The organism is Metabacillus sp. Hm71 (assembly GCF_051842955.2).
GTDB lineage: Bacteria > Bacillota > Bacilli > Bacillales > Bacillaceae > Metabacillus.
Window position 1 is genome coordinate 5,365,919 of the sequence record NZ_CM200278.1, and the last position, 20,311, is coordinate 5,386,229.

At 38.2% G+C, this 20,311-nt stretch carries 17 protein-coding genes; 4 read left to right on the forward strand and 13 right to left on the reverse strand.

From position 1 onward, the window contains the following. The first annotated feature begins 195 nt into the window (after nt 1–195). The 3 genes from tagU to ACSVDH_RS26390 all read left to right on the forward strand — a co-directional run bounded on the left by tagU (nt 196) and on the right by ACSVDH_RS26390 (nt 2,625). The gene (gene tagU / locus ACSVDH_RS26380) at nt 196–1,149 is read left to right on the forward strand and encodes a polyisoprenyl-teichoic acid--peptidoglycan teichoic acid transferase TagU (protein ID WP_439250427.1); all 954 of its coding nucleotides are present in this window, start codon (nt 196–198) and stop codon (nt 1,147–1,149) included. A gap of 415 nt (nt 1,150–1,564) precedes the next feature. Continuing rightward, nucleotides 1,565–1,822, forward strand: a complete 258-nt coding sequence (locus ACSVDH_RS26385) for a hypothetical protein (RefSeq protein WP_299093791.1) — start codon at nt 1,565–1,567, stop codon at nt 1,820–1,822. A gap of 377 nt (nt 1,823–2,199) precedes the next feature. Further along, on the forward strand, nt 2,200–2,625 hold the full coding sequence (locus ACSVDH_RS26390) for a hypothetical protein (RefSeq protein WP_439250430.1): 426 nt from the start codon (nt 2,200–2,202) through the stop codon (nt 2,623–2,625). 200 nt (nt 2,626–2,825) lie between these two features. On the opposite strand, the gene ACSVDH_RS26395 is transcribed toward ACSVDH_RS26390, so the two are convergent. The 13 genes from ACSVDH_RS26395 to uidA form a co-directional block, all read right to left on the reverse strand. Continuing rightward, nucleotides 2,826–3,635 carry a histidinol-phosphatase gene (locus ACSVDH_RS26395; RefSeq protein ID WP_439250431.1) on the reverse strand — a complete coding sequence of 270 codons (810 nt, stop codon included), beginning with the start codon at nt 3,633–3,635 and terminating at the stop codon, nt 2,826–2,828. A gap of 215 nt (nt 3,636–3,850) precedes the next feature. Next, nucleotides 3,851–4,411 carry a PepSY domain-containing protein gene (locus ACSVDH_RS26400; RefSeq protein ID WP_439250432.1) on the reverse strand — a complete coding sequence of 187 codons (561 nt, stop codon included), beginning with the start codon at nt 4,409–4,411 and terminating at the stop codon, nt 3,851–3,853. Nucleotides 4,412–4,534: 123 nt separating this feature from the next. After that, nucleotides 4,535–5,281: a PepSY domain-containing protein gene (locus tag ACSVDH_RS26405; protein WP_439250433.1), complete on the reverse strand. Its 747-nt coding sequence runs from the start codon at nt 5,279–5,281 to the stop codon at nt 4,535–4,537. A 152-nt stretch (nt 5,282–5,433) separates the two neighbouring features. Further along, nucleotides 5,434–6,786, reverse strand: coding sequence for a sensor histidine kinase (locus ACSVDH_RS26410; RefSeq protein ID WP_439250434.1), 1,353 nt, complete (start codon nt 6,784–6,786; stop codon nt 5,434–5,436). Continuing rightward, nucleotides 6,783–7,484: a response regulator transcription factor gene (locus tag ACSVDH_RS26415; protein WP_439250437.1), complete on the reverse strand. Its 702-nt coding sequence runs from the start codon at nt 7,482–7,484 to the stop codon at nt 6,783–6,785. The genes ACSVDH_RS26410 and ACSVDH_RS26415 overlap by 4 nt, the downstream gene beginning before the upstream one ends. A gap of 235 nt (nt 7,485–7,719) precedes the next feature. Then, the gene (locus tag ACSVDH_RS26420) at nt 7,720–9,036 is read right to left on the reverse strand and encodes an MATE family efflux transporter (protein ID WP_439250438.1); all 1,317 of its coding nucleotides are present in this window, start codon (nt 9,034–9,036) and stop codon (nt 7,720–7,722) included. Between the two features lie 489 nt (nt 9,037–9,525). Then, a complete protein-coding gene (nikE, locus tag ACSVDH_RS26425) occupies nt 9,526–10,347 on the reverse strand; it encodes a nickel import ATP-binding protein NikE (protein WP_439250439.1) in 822 nt (273 codons plus the stop codon). 15 nt (nt 10,348–10,362) lie between these two features. After that, a complete protein-coding gene (gene nikD, locus ACSVDH_RS26430) occupies nt 10,363–11,190 on the reverse strand; it encodes a nickel import ATP-binding protein NikD (protein ID WP_439250440.1) in 828 nt (275 codons plus the stop codon). Nucleotides 11,191–11,195: 5 nt separating this feature from the next. Continuing rightward, entirely contained in the window at nt 11,196–12,038 is an 843-nt protein-coding gene (nikC, locus tag ACSVDH_RS26435; RefSeq protein WP_439250441.1) for a nickel ABC transporter permease subunit NikC, read from the reverse strand. After that, on the reverse strand, nt 12,035–12,979 hold the full coding sequence (nikB, locus tag ACSVDH_RS26440; protein ID WP_439250442.1) for a nickel ABC transporter permease subunit NikB: 945 nt from the start codon (nt 12,977–12,979) through the stop codon (nt 12,035–12,037). Before nikB ends, nikC begins: the two co-directional genes overlap by 4 nt. Before the next feature lie 16 nt (nt 12,980–12,995). After that, nucleotides 12,996–14,621, reverse strand: a complete 1,626-nt coding sequence (gene nikA / locus ACSVDH_RS26445; RefSeq protein WP_439250444.1) for a nickel ABC transporter substrate-binding protein — start codon at nt 14,619–14,621, stop codon at nt 12,996–12,998. A gap of 436 nt (nt 14,622–15,057) precedes the next feature. After that, nucleotides 15,058–16,533 (reverse strand): MFS transporter, encoded by a 1,476-nt coding sequence (locus ACSVDH_RS26450; protein ID WP_439250445.1) that lies wholly within the window; start codon nt 16,531–16,533, stop codon nt 15,058–15,060. A 301-nt stretch (nt 16,534–16,834) separates the two neighbouring features. After that, the gene (uidA, locus tag ACSVDH_RS26455; RefSeq protein WP_439250446.1) at nt 16,835–18,625 is read right to left on the reverse strand and encodes a beta-glucuronidase; all 1,791 of its coding nucleotides are present in this window, start codon (nt 18,623–18,625) and stop codon (nt 16,835–16,837) included. 254 nt (nt 18,626–18,879) lie between these two features. Between uidA and ACSVDH_RS26460 the strand changes: the two genes are divergently transcribed. Continuing rightward, nucleotides 18,880–20,127 (forward strand): helix-turn-helix domain-containing protein, encoded by a 1,248-nt coding sequence (locus tag ACSVDH_RS26460; RefSeq protein WP_439250447.1) that lies wholly within the window; start codon nt 18,880–18,882, stop codon nt 20,125–20,127. Nucleotides 20,128–20,311: the final 184 nt, after the last annotated feature.

Consider the following 20,311-nt stretch of genomic DNA (forward strand, 5'->3'; position numbering starts at 1 on the left):
TATGCTCGCCTAACTTGAACAACAATCCTTCGCCGGATCTTACACACTTCCCTTCATAGCTGCAATTTACTGCCGTTTTAAATCGGGGTCATTGGAAACAATTTTTTACAAAAAAAGATTGTGATAATAGGAGGAGAGAACTATAATCGTTATAGCAAGGCAATTAACATTAAACTAAAAAAGGATGAAATAGATATGAGGGAAACAAAAAAGAAGACGAAAAAGAAAAAGTTTCTATTGATTGCTCTTAGCATAATTGGTTTGCTTATCCTCGGTACAGGCGGATATGCATTTTATCTATATAAATCTGCTGCGGACACGGTCGCAAGCATTCATGAAGATCTGGACCGTGAGAAATCTGAAAAGCGGACAGAAGTAGTGGAATTCAAGGAAAAAGACCCGATCTCCATTCTGTTAATGGGTGTTGATGAACGTAAAGGTGATCGAGGACGCTCAGACTCTTTGATTTTAATGACAGTGAATCCTAATACAAACTCAACGCAAATGGTCAGCATTCCGCGTGATACAAGAACGGAAATTGTCGGCAAAGGAACACAGGATAAGATCAACCATGCTTACGCATTTGGCGGAACAGAAATGGCGATTAACACTGTTGAACATTTTCTCGATATTCCTGTAGATTACTTTGTGAAAATCAACATGGAAAGCTTTAAGGATACAGTTGATGCTGTTGGCGGTGTTGAGGTAAATAATACGCTTGATTTTACTTATGAGGGCTATCATTTTCAAAAAGGCATGGTTTCATTAGACGGTGAAAAGGCATTGGCATACACAAGAATGCGTTATGAGGATCCACGCGGAGATTTCGGCCGTCAAGATCGTCAGCGCCAAGTAATTGAAGCAGTTATCAAAAAAGGAGCAAACATCTCAACCATCACAAAATTCGGTGACATGTTCGGCGTTGTTCGTGACAATGTCACAACAAACCTAACTTTTGATGAAATGTGGGAAATCCAAGCAAACTATAAAGCTGCAAGTCAAAACCTTGAGCAATTTCAAGTAAAGGGGACAGGTGATAAAATCGATGGAATATATTATTATATCGTTCCAGAGGAAGAACGCCTGGCTCTATCTAATCAGCTAAAAGAGCATTTAGAAATTACAACAAATACGGCTAGTGCGAACTAAAGTAAAAAGTCAGTCCATATGGACTGGCTTTTTTGTACTACCAGAATTTATATATTTTCTTATCATAGCTTGCGTTTCTGAATCTAGCTCCAGGCGCCATCGGCGAAGCACAGGACGTGCAAGTGCAGTTAAGAGATAAGGCCGCCCTAGTTTTTAACTGCCTCTAGGGTCTAGTCAAACAGGAATTGAAGGTAAAGAAACCTTCTATTCCTGTTCGCCTTATGCTTGTCGCCGAAAGCTTAGCGCCTTGCTCTTTTTTTATGAGTGAGGGGTTTTAAAATTTTCATTAAGACCCTGAAATAATCTACAGGATTAAGGACATATACTAAAGGGAAAGGCTATGGTATAGGTATTCAGAATAAAACAAGCAGAATGTCATATCCTTAAGGGATGATTGATTTAGGGAGGGATTAAGATGGAATTTTCTTTTGGCTTTATTGTCTCGATCGCTATTGCGATCTATTTAGCCATCGATGCACCAAAGCATAATAAAAATCCATGGCTCTGGGGAATTTTAGGCTTCATCTTTGGACCAATTGTACTCGGCATTTATTTCATTCGTACAGGCCGCAAAGTCGCTGGCTGGATAATCTTTGTCATCTCGGTTTTACTTATCTTATTATTCATTTTATTTTTCGGCATTGGTGTATTCTTTTTATTTAATAGTATGTGACAAAAGAAAAGCGCAAGCGACTTGCTCAGCCTAGGGCAAATAAGACGAATTGGAATAGAAGGCGTTCTTTGCCTTCAATTCCAATTTGGCTAGACCCTAGAGGGGCTAGGCGCTGGAGCTAGACAAAAAACTAAGTACAAATTTTATACGCTTATCTCTTAATAAAAGATCCTGCACTTCTTTTGACAGAAGTGCAGGATCTTTATGTTTTTGGGGACTATCCTAAAAATTAAAAATAAATTTTAACAGCAGGAGAATGCACGCTTGAATGTAAATAAATAGTCATTGCGGGAACAGTCCCTAAAATTGTAAAATTAATAGTTAGATGTAGATATTGATTAATTGTGGGGCTGTCCACAAAAAAGGTGAGTGAGAATTTGGGAGAGGGTATTAAGTTTATTGTTGAGGTTGTGAATGCGATTCATGATCTGTTGATTCTCATTTTAAATAATGTTCTTGGGTTGCAAATGACGGATAAGGATATGCATTTTTGGATTATGGGGGTTATCGGGATTGTGGCATTTGCGTGTGTGTATGTGATCACAAAGTGGTTGTCACAGCTTCCGTTTGGCATCCATCTAATCGCCTTTTTCTATACGTTAACCTTTATGTTTGTTCTTGTATTTGCCATCGAAATTCAGCAGGCAATCACTAATCGCGGCAATATGGAGTTTATTGATGCCGTCATCGGCCTGTGGGGTTTTATGGCGATCTTTTTCGTGTATGTTTTCATCGCTGTGATGGTTTACTTGATAAAATTCATCTTTAAAAAAATAACAAAAAAAGATGATGTGGATATATAGAAAAGCGGAAGCGCCTTGAGCAAATAAGACGATTTGGAATAGAAGGCGTTCTTTGCCTTCAATTCCAAATTGGCTAGACCCTAGAGGGGCTAGGCGCTGGAGCTAGACACAAAAACTAAGTACAAAAAGTTATGCCTTCTTAAACTTTTAAAAAAAAGTAACGCCTTACACCCGATGCGCGTTACTTCTTTTTTGTATTATTAAAGCGCAGTCATAACCCGATTCTTCTCAACAAAATAAGCCCATTCTTTAAAGCCGATTTCTTTTAGCCGTTTTTTCACCTGTTCAAATTCATCGCCAATCCGTTCGGGTTTATGTGAATCCGAGCCAAAGGTGACTTTTACATTATAGAAGAGGGCGCGTTCCAGGATATCGTCCGATGGATACCAGCCACCGCAATCCTTTGTTTTACCAGATGTATTGATTTCAATCGCAATATCCTCTTCACCAATCACTTTTAATGTTTCTTCCACAGCTCCTGTTTCGATGTCTGAGAATGCCGGATAAAATCCTTTCATCGCATCAATATGTCCGAGGATTTGAAAGACGCCGCTTCTCGCTGATTGCTGAATTAGATCATAATATTCTTCCTTCACTCTTACTTGCTCTTGAGTGGTCAGTCCTTCCCAGCGTCCTTTTTTAAAAATATTTAGATCCTGCACATAATGCACAGAGCCAATGATGTAGTCAAACGGATGGAGAAGATATTGATCTCGATAAATATCGATATAATTAGGGTAAAAGTCGCTTTCCATTCCCAATAAGACGTGGATTTTATCCTTGTATTTTTCCTTTAAACGCATGACTTCTTCAATGTACGGGACAAAATCACTTTTCGCCATGGCAATCGTTGGATACAGTTGATCTTCTTCGCTGTAAAAATAAGGTGAGTGATCTGAAATCCCAATATAATCAAGCCCGTATTCAATGGCTTGCTTTACATAATCCTCAATTGTACCGATAGCATGTCCACAAAGTTCATTATGTGTGTGAAGATCAAATTTAACCATACTTTTAAACCTCCTACTAAAAATACCCAATTTCCTTCTTTTCATCATATCTTAGATTTCTGCTTTTTTCCATAAAGAAAACTCGCCGACTGTCGCAGCTGTCTTTAAACTTATTACGTCAAATTCGCCTCATCGCTGCCAATTTACTCTCTCTTAAACGTTAAAAGAACCCCCACTATTTTACGCGCGGGGGCTCTATTTATACCTCTATTCGATTAATCATCATCACCGTCGTCATCATTGTCATCTATTTCAAGCTCTGTGACCTTTTCCGTTACAGCATCTATCGTAAGTTCCGCTTTGCCGTCCTTTGTCTTTAACTCGAGATCATATTCATATCTGCCGTCATCTTCATCTAATGAGATTTCAACAACTTCACCTGTCACATGTTTTTTCGCAATCTCAATGGCTTCTTTTTCTGAAATAATATCTGTTGCTGCAGCTGCTTGTAGCTCGTCGTCATCATCGTCGTCATCTCGGTTTTCATCAACTTTTAGAATTTCCGCCGTATATGCATCAACATCAATATCAAAATCCTTTTGGTCTTGATCAATGTCTACCTCATAATAGGTTTTCGAAAAATCCTTTTCCAATTCAACGCTTTCGACCGTCCCTTTTACCTTTGCCAATGCAGCTTCCTTCGCTTTTTCAATACCGATCAATTCCTTTGCTTGTGAAGCTTTTTGACTGTCCTCTTGTGCATATCCATGATTGATTGCAAGTGAACCACCTAATACAACGGCTGCTGCCAATGTCATTGTCACGATTTTTTTCATTTCTTTTTCCTCCTATGTTTTTCTGTTTTCGTCTTACAGACACTACTATAAACAACAAAAATGAAAGGAGAAGAAAAGAAAGATTAAAATTTGATGAGAAACGGATTAATTTTTTCTCTGGATTTACTCTGATTCATCTTCATCGTCATCTTCAGCTTCTTCATGTTCTTCCCATAACACGGTTTTAACTTCACGAGTATAGGCATCGACTTGGATGACAGCATCTTCACCATTTTCTTTTTCAATCTCAATTAAATAATATGGCGATTGATCAAGTGGTTCCTCAAATTCCACATCATCAACTGTTCCTTCTTCTTCTTCCAGAGCGAGCTTAATTGCTTCCTCTTCTTTTAAAAGGCGCGACGGTTCAATTGCCGTACCAATGATCTCACCAGAATAAGGATCAATTTTGAATGTAGTTGAAGTATTGTTTTTGCTGACAACCGCTTTGTAGTACGACGTTTCTTTTTCTTGCAAATACTCAATTGATTTTACTTCTCCTTTTGCAGCAAGAATTTCTTTTACTTCATTTTCAGTTAACTGCTTTTTTTCCGGTTTGCTTGGGGGTTCCTCTTTTGTTGACTGCTCAGCCTTTGTTTCTCTTTTAACTGAAATGACCTCACCGCTTTTTGCATCAATTCGAATAAGATAAGTCCCCGTTTCAAGCTTCATCGTAACCCGATATTCATCATCTGATTTTATGGTCTGAATAATTTTACCAGGATAGACCTCCTTTGCGGCTTCATTTGCTTCAGCTTCTGTTAACGTTTGGGCAGATAATGATGGTACCCACCATTGCAAACTAATGAAGAGAATCAAAGCTAAAACGATCACACTTCCAGCGAACCAGAACCATTTTTTCTTGGTCATTTTGTCACACCACCACTATATTTGGAATTGCTAAAAAAATCGTAAAGCTGCAAAAAAATTAATGAAAGTTGCAAAATTCCATTTCAAAAAACTCTATAAAGTTGTTTCGATTATTATATCGCTGCAAGATGAGAATTTACTGAGAAATCACATTAAGCTAGCGGTAAAAACAACGTTACCGTTGTTCCCCTGCCTTCAAGGCTGTCCATTTCGATCCTGATGTTTATCGCGTCGGCAATTTCTTTTGCTACTGAAAGTCCTAAGCCTGAACCGCCATGCTTGCGGCTTCTTGCTTTATCAACACGATAAAAACGGTCAAACACCTTCGGCAGGTCCTGCTTCGGAATGCCGATTCCTCTGTCCTCAATTCGGATATAGGCTTCCTTCTCACTTGTTTTCCCAACATAAACAGCAATTTCTTCATCACTATACTTACGGGCATTGTCTAAAAAAATAAACAAAAGCTGCTTTACTTTTTGACGATCGGTCGTGACACTAATTTCTTCCGTCACAGGGATATCAATCTGGCGCTGGTAGGTATTTTGGAACACTTTTGCTGACTCTGCTGCAAGTTCATGTAAATTAAGTTTTTCAAGCTCGATCTTCCATTGTGCTTGATGCTTTGCCAGCAGCAGCAATTGCTCGGTCATGTCCCTCATTCTGATCGCCTCCGAATGGATCGCTTCAATTGATTCATCAAATATATCCGGCTGCTTTTTGCCTCTTCTTTTTAACAAATCGGCATAGCTTTCAATAATCGTCAGCGGTGTTTTTAATTCGTGTGAAGCATTTGATACGAATTGCTCCTGCTTTTCAAAATTTGTCTCAAGCAAATCCATCATGTGGTTAAAGGTGTTGCCCATTTCAACGAGCTCATCTTTTGATTTCCCTTTTAGGTTCAGACGTTTAAATTGTCCGCTTTTTTGAATGTCCTTCATCGTATCAATCATCGAACGAATCGGACTTGTAATAAGATTACTTAAAAGACTTGTTGAAATAAGCACAGGGATCATGGCAATCAACGTTACTGCCAGGAGGACAACACGAAGGATCGCTAGCATCTCCTCTGTTCTTTCAATACTCTTTGTAAATTGCAAATTGACAACGCTTCCGTCTTTCCAAATGATCGGATTTGATGTGAACACATATTTTTTTTGATGAAACGAGATCACACCGCTTTTTTCACCAGGATAAAAGGTTGTGCTTCTGCCTTTTAACTCTTGTTCTGTCCGGGATGTAATCGTTGTGGGCTTATCCTGCTCAAAGACAATTTGCAGCATTCCATCTACAGGTACATAGGCACGAAGCAGATTTCCAGGGTCGGCAATATTCGTTACGTCTACACTGACTTTACTAGCCACCATCGCAGCCTCTGATTTGGAACGTTCAAGCTCATTTGAGATCATCATCTTGCTGAACACAAGATAAATCGAGACATTCATAATGATTAACAAACAACTGAATAAAACAGCGGTATATAGATTGATTTTATTTCGCAGTCTCATTTTGCATCCTTTAAAACGTAGCCAACGCCTCTTACGGTATGAATTAGCGGTGTCTCATAGTTGTAGTCAAGCTTTTTTCGAACATAGCGAACATACACATCGACTATATTTGTGTCGCCAAAATAATCATAGCCCCAAACCGCCTCTAAAATCTGATCCCGATTTAATACTTGCCGCTTATTTTTCAATAAATAAAGCAGTAAATCATATTCCTTTGGTGTCAGCTCAATTTCATCCTCGCCCCTCATGACTTCTCGCGTCTTTTCATTCAGCTTTAAGTCCCCGGCTGTTAACCATTCCTCCGCTTCAGGTTCTGCGGCAGGTGCAGTTGCACGCATTCTTAGCACAGCACGAATTCTTGCAAGCAACTCCTCTATTTGAAATGGCTTTGTGATATAATCATTTGCTCCAAGATCAAGTCCTGACACCTTGTCCTCAACAGAGCCCTTTGCCGTTAACAGGATAACCGGGGTATATGAATCCTTCGCCCGGATCCGGCGCAGCAGTTCAATGCCGCTTAGTCCCGGCAGCATCACATCCAGCAAAATCAAATCCCATTTCCCCGAACGATACGCTTCAAGCGCCTCTATTCCATCTGACGCCTTCACGACCTGGTAGCCTTCATATTCAAGCTCTAATTCAAGCAAACGTTGAATTTTTTCTTCGTCCTCTACAATTAATATTGATTCGTTGTTCATGGCCGATCCCCCTTATACGTTCCGAAACCTTAGCTATTCATCTTTCATGATAGCTAATTATGTCAGCAATTTCCACGAATTATATGAAGTAATAATACGATTGCCCTTTTAACATATAAAACACCGTTCTATTTTTGAACGGTGTTTTGAGGTTGTTTACATTTTGTTATCTACAATGCTATTTTTTAAGTGCTCCTAAAATGTTTTTTAATTCTTGCGGCTTTACAAATACCTATTAAACTCCCTCCGATAGATGCAATAATTTCTTATTTAATCTAGGAGTATACATCACGAGGAAGCCGGATCGTCCAATAGTATATACGATAAAAGCAAGCCATAGGCCATGATTATGCCAAATCGGGGTGATAGTGATCTGGATAATGATATAGATGATCATGGCGTAAATCATCGAGTTTCGCACGGGTGCAATTTCAGTTGCACCTGTAAAGACACCGTAAATGACAAGGCCGAAACAAGCAGCAAACGGGTAGATGATGAGCCATCCTCCATATTTGGTTGAAAGTTCGATCACACTAGGTAAATTTGTAAAAAGCTCAATAATGTGTTGTTGAAATACTCCGTATACGCAAGCGATGATAAAAGCTGTTATCACCGACCATTGCGTTGATAAGCTAAGCGTTTTTTTATATAATTTTTCATCATTTGATCCTACCGCTTTGCCTACGAGAATACTCGAGGCGTTGGCAAACCCATCAAAGAAATAAGCCATAATGTAATGAATTTGAAATAACACAGCATTGGCAGCTAGTAATTCTGTACCAAACGAGGCACCTTTTGCTGTAAACATATTAATAACGACTAATAAACAAATCGTTCGGATAAACAAATCCTTGTTCACATTAAACATCTTTTTCAAAGACTGTGTATCAATAAGTGCTTGAATGGATGGCATTTTCCATGCAAACGGTGATGCCTTCATAACAATGAGCAATCCTAATACGAAGGCTGTCATTTCAGAAATCAAAGTGGCTGCAGCGACTCCTTTTACAGCAAAAGAAAAGACATGGACAAAAAGAATCGCCAACATCATGTTCAAAACATTCGTTAATACTTGCAAAAATAAAGATTCTTTAATCTTCCCCATCCCCATTAACCAGCCAAGAATCACGTAGTTCATCAATGTGAAGGGAGCTCCCCAAATTCGGATTCGAAAATATTCAGCTGCAAACTTGCTTACATCCGAATCAGGGGCTATCAATGTAAGTGCAGCATATTCAATCGGCCATTGTAAAAGAATAAAACACATACCTACAATAGCCGCTAATAAAAATGGACGGGATAAAGCAAGCACTCCTTGAGCTGAATCGCTTGCCCCGTTAGCTTGTGCGGCAAAAGCAGATGTGCTAACCCGTAAAAACCCGAAGACCCAATACAATGTATTAAAGATAAGGGTCCCAACGGCAACACCGCCAATATAAGCTGGATCAGGCAGCTGCCCGACAACGGCTGTATCGACAGCCCCTAATAATGGCTGTGTCATCGTTGAGATTGTTAATGGGATCGCTAAAGCCAAATAGGCACGATGATTCATCCACCTTTCCTCCTTCAATAAGAAAAGCGCAAGCGCCTTGATCAGCCTAGGGCAAATAAGACGCTCATGAATAGAAGGCGTTCTTTGCCTTCAATTCATGAGTGGCTAGACCCTAGAGGGGCTAGGCGCTGGAGCTAGACACTAAAACTAAGTTCAAAATTTTATATACTTTCTTACCTTTGAACAAAAGCGCAAGCGCCTTGGTCATCGCCGTACAAACTGGAGGAGCATCGACTGAGATAAAGGAAACACGGTAAGCGAAGCGAACCGATGTTGACTTATCGTAGGGAGATGATCTGAAGTTTGATAGGCGATAGGCGCTGGCAGTCAAAAACGCGACGTCCTGTCGCACTGACTGCACTTGCACATCCTGTGCTTCGGAGCTGGATGTCGCAGTGCTTATCCAAAGTTCAATGAATTTTATAATTTCCTAAACGAAAACAAAGGCCCCGATTATATGAATGAATCGAGGCATTCGAAAAAATATAATTAACTATGGCTAACCCTCGTTCGAATCGAGCGAAACCGTGGGTGCTCGGCAAGGATCGAACCGCGCATCTCTTTTACGACAGGATGTTCAGACGTAAAAAACTGCTCTTTTGATTCGTAAAAGTTGACTAATTCTCCTTTTTCTAGCACACCTAATGTATCACTTATCGTATAAGCAGCTTTAATATCATGGGTAATAAAGAAATAAGATAACCCGAAGTCTTCTTTTAGCTCCTTTAGTAATTCTAAAATAAGGGTTTGGTTAACCATATCCAGACTGCTGACAGATTCGTCTAGAACAATCAGCTTTGGTTTAAGGGAGATCGCTCTTGCAATATTAATCCGCTGCAATTGCCCGCCGCTAAATTGGTGCGGGTATTTTTTCAAGTCCGCTTCACTTAGTCCAACCCGCTCCAATAATTCAATAATCATTCGTTTTTGTTCAGCTGCTGTAAGCTTTTCATAGTTTTCTAACGGCTCCGCAATAATCCGTTCGGCTGTCATGCGGGGATTCACGGATGAGTATGAATCCTGAAAGACAGCTTGAATATCGCGACGAATTTTTTGGCGAGTTTGCTTATCTGCCGTATAAATCTCATGGCCTTGAAACAAAATTTGTCCAGTTTGTGGTCGTTCCAAACCAAGAATCACTTTTCCTAACGTACTTTTGCCGGCCCCGCTTGTACCAAGCATTCCTAAGCATGTACCCTCCTCAATCTCAAGTGAAATATCGGATAGTACTTGTTTAGAGCGGCCTTTCCAGTTAAAAAACGTTCGAGATCCGTAGCTATGAGTGACTTCTTTTACTTGTAATAAACTCATTTGTTCACTCCTTATTCAAGCAAAATGGATAAGCGATTCGTCAAAATGAATTTGTGAGCGTGCATTTAGCAGTTTTTTCGTATACTCATGCTGCGGCTCATCAAATAGTTGAAACACATCCGCTTTTTCTACGATTCTGCCATTCTGCATAACGGCTACTTCATCGGCCATTTCCGAAATGACGCCAAGATCATGGGAGATTAATAAAATGGCTGATCCAAATTCAGAGCGAATTTTATCTAAGTGGTACAGCACTTTCTTTTGATTATTTACATCAAGTGCGGTAGTTGGCTCATCCGCAATAATCACGGCTGGATGTAAGCAGGCGGCAATGGCAATCATCACCCGTTGCAGCATACCGCCGCTCAATTGAAAAGGATATGATTTTAATAGGTTAGCAGGATTGGGCAGGTTCACATGCTGCATAGCCTCAATGGCAAGCTCTGTTGCTTGTTTTTTATTCCACCCTGTATGTAAGCGAATGGTTTCAATAAATTGGTGGCCAATCGTAAAAACAGGTGTAAAAGCATTCATCGGATTTTGCATAATAAAGGCAATATCCTTGCCGCGGATCTTCCGCATTTCTTTATCAGCTAAACCGTTCAATTCGTGCCCTTGTAATGTAATACTTCCTTCAATCGTTGTCGTTTTCCGATCAAGCAGCTGAAGAATGGACATACTTGTCACAGTTTTACCGCAGCCGCTTTCTCCAACAAGTCCAAGTACATGTCCACGCTTTAGTTCAAAATTGATCTCTTGAACAAGTGGAATAACACCATCTTTTGTTTTTACCTGCACATGTAAATCTTTCACTTGTAACACATTCGACTGTTCTGCACCCAATATTCTCATCCCTTTTTAAAATCTCGTTTGACACCGTACCGTTCTGATAACGCTTCGCCTAGTAAGTTGAATGTAACTATAACAACCATTATGATTAATCCTGGATAAAGCATTAATTCTGGATTTGTCCGAATATATGATTTTCCTTCGTGAATCATCGCTCCCCATTCAGGTGTAGGAGGTTGCACTCCTAACCCTAGAAACGACATCGCGGATATATCCATAATCGCCCAGCCCATTTCTAATGTACCCATGACGACAAGTGGCGGGAGCACATTTGGAACAATATGATTTTTAATAATCTTCCATTGCGAAGAGCCGCTTATTTTCGCAGCTGCAATAAAGTTTTGTTCCTTCAGACTAAGGACCATTCCTCGGAACATTCTTGCGTAGTAGACCCATTGCACAAGCATCAGTGCGATAATCACTTGCGTAAGTCCAGGTCCGAAAATACCAACAAGTCCAAGAATAAGGATAAGACTTGGGAATGCCATGACACCATCGCAAAACCTCATTAAAACATGATCAATAATGCCACCCTTATACCCTGAAAAAGTGCCAACAAGTAAACCAATGAGGATGGATGAAATAAAAATTAGCATCGCAAACCCTAATGAAAGACGCGCACCATATAAAATCCGCGAAAAGTTGCATCTGCCTAAATGATCTGTTCCTAACGGATAAGCCCAAGAAGGCGGCTGAAGTTTATAAGCTAAGTTGACCGCAATCGGATCATTTGGTGCAATCCATGGCGCAAAGATCGCAATGATCACAAGAATACTTAATATAATCGAGCAAATGGGAATAATTTTTTGACTTCTGAATATCTTAGGTACACTTATGATCATTGCTGATGTCCTTCTTTCCTGGAAATACGCGGGTCAATATACATTTGAAATAAATCAACCAGTAAGTTACTTAAAATAAATAAGGTGGCTGCAATCAGCACATAGCATTGAATGACCGGTATATCACGATTAAAAATAGCTTCAATAAAATACCGCCCAAATCCTGGCCAAGAAAAAACGGCTTCAACAATGATGGTTCCAGTCAGTAACTTCCCAAGATTCATCCCAAGTCCCGTAATCATCGGGGAAATGGCAATCCGTAAGACATGCTTGGCCATTATCGTTGTTTCGTTAATTCCCCTTGTCCTCGCAAATAGCACATATGGCTGTTGCAAATTTTCAAGCACACTCGCACGCAGCAATCTTGTATAGATGGCAATTAACGGCAGGGCCAGTGTCACAGAAGGCAGAACAAGATGCTGCCATGTCCCAATACCTTCAACTGGAAAAAGATCAAGTTTAACAGAAAAGAAAAAAATCAAAAGATAACCGAGCCAAAAAGAGGGAATCGATGCCCCTAAAAACGAGAGAATCCTACTAAAATGGTCGATTACGCTATTTTTCTTTACTCCAGCAAGAAATCCTAGCGGGATACTCACTAGAACAGCTATGACAATACTTCCTAAAGCAAGCTGGAAGGTTGCCGGGATTCGGGCTGTAACCTCATCCCAAACTGGTTTATTCGAAACATAAGATATGCCAAAATCAAGCTGGCATATCTTCATAATTGAGTTTACATATTGAGTGAAGAATGGTTGATCTAAACCAAACTCCTGTCTTTTTTGCTCCAAAATCTCATCGGTTGGTTGAATATGGGCGGCTGCTAAGTAGGCCTCAGCCGGATCTACCGGTGAAAGATGGATCATTCCGGTCGTAAGAAGTGTAGCGAAAAGAAAAACCGGAATAATAGATATCATGCGTTTCAAAATATAGGTGCCCATGAAAGCCTCCTGCTACTTACTGCTCAATGCTAATTCCCGTGAATGGATGTTCGTCGCGATTAGCAGGGAAAGTAAAATTAGTAACATCCTTTTGATAAATCGCTGTTTTCTTAACATAAGAGATCGGAATAATCGCTCCCTGATCTTGGATTGATGTTAAAATTGACGAGTATAGCTGTTGGCGTTTTACCTCATCTGTTGTCTTCGGAACCTCGGCGATTTGTTTCAGTAATTCGGCTTTGTTCGGATATGCTGAAATCGCCTCATTAAACCCAAATCCTTCTGACAAAACAATGTTTAAGAATGTATGAGGATCATAAGGAGCACCGTAGTTACTAAAGAAATTAATATCAAATTTATTATCTTTAAATCTCTGAATCTGCTCTGTTAATTCTACACCAACAATGTTTAATTTTACACCAATGGCTCCCCACTCAGCTTGCAGCGTTTCTGCCATTGTTTTTTGAATTGTTTCTGCTGAATCATACATCAACTCGACTTCAAGAGGCTGTCCATCTTTTTCACGAACCGTTTTTCCTTTAGGAAGCGTCCACCCTGCTTCATCTAATAACGATTTCGCTTTTTCTACATCATAATCAATGACCTTAGCATCATTGCCTTTTGTGTAAGGGAGGTTTGTCGGTAAAATATAATCTGCTTTTTCCTCGTAGCCAGATGTAATCCCTTCAACAAGTGCTTCTTTATTAAAACCATAATGCAGCGCTTGACGTACCCGTTCATCGGAAAGCTGTTCTTTCGTTGAATTGATGACTAGCTGCCTTGTTGCAACTGGTTCTGAAATGCTCGTTTCATAATCTCCCGTAGATTCCAATTGTTTGAAAGCATCTAAACTGATCAAACCTTCTCCGTAAATTAGGTCCAGCTCACCTTTTTCAAAAGCAAGTACCCTCGTTTCCGCATCAGGAATGACCTTCACTTGGATTTTTTCTTCCTTTGGCAGCTCGCCCCAGTAATTTTCATTGCGTTTGAAAATCGCATATTCATCCGTTTTATACTCTTCCAATACCCATGGACCTGTACCAATTGGTTCAACGACACCTTTTGAGGTATCACCATCTTCAGGGAATCCAGCTTCACCTAAGAAACGAACTGGCCTGACAACAGCTAACTCTTGAATCGTTGGATAATATGGTTCGGTTAATATCAGTTTAAACGTATGTTCGTCGATTACTTCAGTTCGGTCGATTTTCGTAATGAAACCTAACCAACTATGCAAATCAACATTGTTTAAAATCGTATCAAAATTCTTTTTCACAATTTCTGCGTTAAAGCTTGTACCATCGGAAAATTTCACATCTTGACGAAGATGAAACGTATATTCTTTGCCGTCCTCCGAAATGTCCCATGACTCAGCTAGATGCGGTTTTAGCTCGCCGCCTTCTTGATAGCTTACTAACGGTTCATACACCATCGACTGCGCAAATAATTGTGAAGGATTATAAACATGGGGATTCATTTCTCCTATATCTCTCGGCCAAGCGATCGTAAACATATTGTCATTATCGTCATTTAACGCTGAATCAGTATCGCTGGCATTTGTACAACCAAGTAATATCGTGGATAAAAATAGAATAATGATTGCTGTTATTAAAATATTTCGACTATTTGATTTATTAAACAAAATGGTGCCTCCTAATTAGAATTGATAATCATTTTCAATTTTAGGCAGGAACCATAAACTTGTCAATCTAATATCGGAAACTTTCTTTATGATTAAAAATGCTATGATCCTATTAATCCAATTCATGACAACTTTTAAAGAGATTGATTATATAGGTGAAAAAATGACAAAAATGGGGATAGAAACGTCTCACTTAAGGAGGGGAAATTTGTGAACACAAGACAGCTGGTCATCTTTACTATTATTTTTATCGTCATATGCTCACTTGCCAACACCTATGCTTTTCCCAATAACACAGAACCCACCAAAACCCATTCAACTCAGAGAACGATTGAACGCCAATTAAGCACTCCATGAAATAAGGCCAGTCCCTCAATTAGTGTTAAAAAACCCCCTGGCAATAAGATTCGCCAGGGGTTGAAATCACTTTTATTTATTAGATTGCTGCGGTATCGTCTTTAATCGCTTTTGCTTTTTTTTCCCTAATTCCCTTTTGAATCTCTTCCATTCTCTTGACATCAAGAGTATAAAACTTCATGGCTGTAATTGATACTAATAAGCATGAAGCTGGTAATCCAAATGCTAATACTAATGTTGTAACAAATAATGGTGTTGTTAAAGTATCACCAACCTCAGGGAATTGTGATTTGTATCCAATAATTCCGACAACCACTCCTACAATAGTAGGTGCTAATGATGAAACAAGTTGATCAATAAAAGAGAAAATTGTTCCCATCATACCTGGTACATAACGTCCTGATTTGTGTGTTTCATAGTCTGACACATCTGCGATCATCGGAACAACAAGCGTTGTTGGTATATTAGCAAAGCCTATTGCTACTGAATATAATACGATGAATAATATAGTAGTAACACCGATATTCTTAAGCAAAATTGCAGAAGGATTATCTATCAGTAAAAATAGAACAATTAATCCCACAAAGGATACTATTCCAATCCCCGCTGAGGTAACATAGGATTTTTTTAAACCCATCTTTCTAGCAATACTAACAACGTAAAAAGTAATGAATAGAGTGGGGATGATTGTAATCATACCAATTGTACCACTTAGTGCATAATCTCCAAGTAAAATACCAAACAACATAACTCCTACTACGGAATAACGATTAATACTGATGGCTAGTTTATCAAATGATGCTGAAATAGAAAGCATTTGTAATGGTCTATTTCCTTTCACAACTCCCCAATAATCGCGTAAAGTGGTGTTTGTTCCCTCTTCTGCTAATCCATAGAATTCCTTCTTATCTTTTGACCAAATACCTGCAATAGCAAGGGCTGCACATCCTCCTGAAAGAATAAGTCCATAAGTATTTAATTCGATAAATAAAGGTAAAGTAAAGTTACCATGTTTAGCAACTAGATAGTTTGATACAAACATTTGTCCGCCAGTAAAAACTCCAATGTTATAAATACTATCAAAAATAGCATAGAGCGGACGTTGCTTTGGGTGATTAGTCAATACCGTTTGGCCTGCTTTTGTTACACTTGTTTGTAATGAATAACCTATTTTATTTATGATTAACATGGCAGTGAAGAAAATAAATTGCATCGATTCTGGCAATAAATGAGTTACACTGTAGATAATAATAATGGTACCAGCCGAAATAATATTTCCTATTACAATTAACGGTGTAAATTTCCCAAACTTAGACTCTGTTTTATCAATGATATATCCAATCGCAGGATCAATGATCCCATCAAATAGCCGTGCTGCCATTAAAACAGAACTTATAACCATAACAGCAAGTCCTGCAATCCCAGTAGCATAATAAGTGACAAACCCTAAAATAAACGCATGAAGATTTGTTGATGTGTTATTTAAGGTAAAAAAGGCTACTTGCCATAATTTTGCTGAATTAGACTGAACATTATTATCATTTGAATTTGACATCATGATTACCCCCTTGTCTCAAATAAACCGCTTTCATTTAAATGAAAGATTTAAACATGCAAACGATGCTTCTTGAACCTCCCTATACCTTTGTTCTATAAATAACTACTTAATTTTCGTTTGTTAACCATTGACACATCTAAAAGCCCTTTCATTTAGTTCTAAAAAATCCCAAAAACAATGATTAAATTAATTAGTTTATTAAACAAATTGAGTAAATTAATATTTTCCTTATGGTACCTTCTGTTTACAATGTCAAAGTGTGTTGACTTAGTTACACTTTGACATTGCTAAAGACTCTTTACCCTTTATAACCAAAATCCGGTATTTCTGTCCAACGCTTTCTTAATAGGTGTGCAGCTGCCTTTGGTTTACGATCACGGGTGAAAATACCTTTTTTATTGCCTTGAACACGTACAATTCCTTGACTTGTGGCGAAATCTGCAAAGTTCCACACTTGTTCGCCAATAAATTCCTTATATTCATCAAAAACATCATGATTTGCACGGTAAAATTCAACCTGGAATTCTTCAGTAAACATAACAGGGTCTACATCATGGAAACCTGCTATCGTATCTGCACCATACTCTGTGAACATAATTGGTTTTCCAGGGCAGCGTTTTTTCCAGCCATCAAGTTCTTTACGAAGATATGTTTTGGCTATATCCCATTCACCACCTTCGATATACCAACCATAGTAACGGTTCAGGGCAAGTATATCGACAATTTCAGCGATCTGACATTTTTCTGGACTTGACTCAACATGAGTAACGATTGTAACCGGCCGCTTCTGTGGATCAACCTCTTTTGTCAATTTCACAAGGGGTTCGAAATAATCACGAGCACCTTCCTCTTCTGATGCTGGTTCGTTTGCAATAGACCACATAACAACGCTAGGATGATTTTTATCCCTTGCAACCAACTCTTTTATTACCTGACGGTGGTGTTCGAATGTCCCAATATGTTTCCATGTATTACGGAAATTCCCACCCCCTAAAAAAGCAGCCATAAAATTCAAATGAACCCCCACAGCTGGAGTTTCATCAATGACAACAATACCTTCACGGTCTGCCAAGCGCATAATTTCTTCTGAATACGGATAATGTGAAGTACGAAATGAGTTTGCACCAATCCATTTTATTAAGTTGAAATCTATTACATTTGCCGCTTCGTCAAATCCTCTGCCATGAATGGCTGTATCTTCATGTTTTCCGAACCCTTTAAAATAGAATGGTTTATTGTTGATTAGAAACTTGCCATCTTTTACCTCAACAGTCCGCACACCAAATGGCTGTTCATATACATCAACTACTTTTCCATCTTTTGCAGCTTCGATTTTTAGCGTATAAAGATATGCATGTAAAGGTTCCCACAGTTTCACATCTGAAATAAAAAGAGACCCTTCTTCCCCTGATGCTGATGCTATTTTTAAACCGCTTTCGTCTAATACATACACAGTTACCTCTGCGTTCCCAACCATATCAACTTTAAATTGAATCGTCCCATCCATTTGAGTAACAACAGTAACATCCTGTACAAATATTTTAGGTGTTGTATATATTTTTACAGGTCGATGTAACCCGGCATAGTTAAAAAAATCAAAATTCGGTTGATTTCTTCTTACCTTCCCTACACCTTTAACCTCATCTTCTTTGTAAAAACCAACAGGTAATGTTGTTTCATCTACTACATTGTCAACTACAACGGTTAAGCGATTTTTCCCGCTCTGCAAATAATTGTTAATCTCTGCTTCAAATGGTAAAAATCCACCTTCATGCTCCACTACAAACTTCCCATTGACATATACTTTTGCTTTATGTGTTGCTGATCCGAATCTTAGAACGATCCGTTCTGTCGAAAAAAGTTTTGGAACAATAAATTCCCTCTCGTACCATACCAAACCAACATGATTGCGAATATCACTTGTAACACCAATATCATTATAAGAAGAAGGCACAGCCATTCTGACCGTATCTTTTAAACCGTTTTTATACCATTTTTCTCGAAGTCCTTCACCCTTATCTAATTTAAATTGCCAGATACCATTTAGGTCAATGATACTACGAGTATCAGTTATAATTGGGTATAACATATTAGTCGACTCCCTCTTTCTTTTTTTCACTGCGGATTTGTAAACACTTTCAAAAATCACTACCAAAACTACAAACTTCTTTCTTTTAGTGTCAATTTTTTAATAACTAGCTCTACAATCTCTTTATATCATTTTAATTACTTTAAAAAGATTATAGTTTTTATTTTTCATATATTATGGTATGTTTTACAGAAAAAAAGTAAAAATCACACATAACCTTTCTATAGAACAGGTTTAGAATAGAGGAGTTAAAAATGCAAAAATTACTAGAGGATTTAGAATATATTTGTAAGTTAGCTTATAACTTGTATAAAATACCAGTCTACTTTTTCAATAGTACGGGGAATTTGGAATATGAAATTTCCACCAATTTTACTCATAATCCCTTGTATCCTTCAAACGAGGACATTATTGTTCAACTATTTTCGGGAACGAGCCTTCATCCTTTCCCGATAATTAAGGAATCTGCACATCTTGAAAAATATTTCTCGATTAATCTTTATTCAAATAATCAATTTAACGGAACGATTGTAATAGGTCCTATAATGAATTTTAGGATGACAGAAGAAACCATTAATGGCATTTTTAAAGATCTTAATATAAAAGTAAGCAAAGAAGAAATGGTTCGTTATTATAATCAACTTCCCATTATAAATAATTTTGAGTTTATTAATATGAGCATGGTTCTTTACTACATCATTTATCAACAAAAAATGGACTTGGTAGATATCTTGCAAAAGAATGAACAACTTGAAGAGAAAAGAATTGAAATAGAACAATCAGATATTCAAATAACAGAACGACGCCAAAGTAAAAAGTTTCATACGGATATATCGGTTGAAAGGAAAGTATTTTATTTTATAAAGATGGGAAGAAAGGATGAACTTAGAGAAACGTTTCATGCCATTCTTAAACAAGGAAAAATTGGAATTCTTTCAAAGACTAGTTATTTGCGGAGCCAAAAAAATCTAGGCATTGTAGCTATTACACTTGCAACAAGAGCAGCAGTAGAAGGTGGTCTTTTTCAAGAGATTGCCTACAACCTTAGTGATTTTTATATCCAGAAGCTTGAGGAACTAAATGAAAGTAAGGCAGTCACACAATTAACGGAAAGTGCCTTATTAGAGTTCGCGGAACGAGTGGGAAATAGTAAGAAACATCAATATTCCAAACCGATTAACATGTGCCTAAATTATATATTTACCCATCTTTACGAAGATATCACTTTAACTCATTTAGCTGAATTGACATCAATGAATCCAAATTATCTATCTGTTCTGTTTAAAAAAGAAGTGGGAATATCACTTATCCAATATATCCATCAAACTAAGGTAGTCGAAGCAAAACACTTATTGACTTATACTGATAATTCTTTTGCAGAGATTTCTAGCCTTCTAAATTTCCATGATCAAAGTCATTTTATAAAGGTTTTTAAAAAATTTGCAGGAGTGACACCAAAGCAATATAAAAATGGAAATATTAATAGTTCAAACAGTAATTAAACGTTCTTTAAAACCAATCATTTATTTCATTATTTTCAGGCATTTAATAACCTCCTCATCCGTATAGGCATACTCTTCCTTGACATTCAGTTGGAGTTAATCAAAATGCGTATGTCTCGATCATTGGATTGATTATACAAATTTAGCCTTGTATGAGATTCAAGGTACATTTAAGAATAGGGAC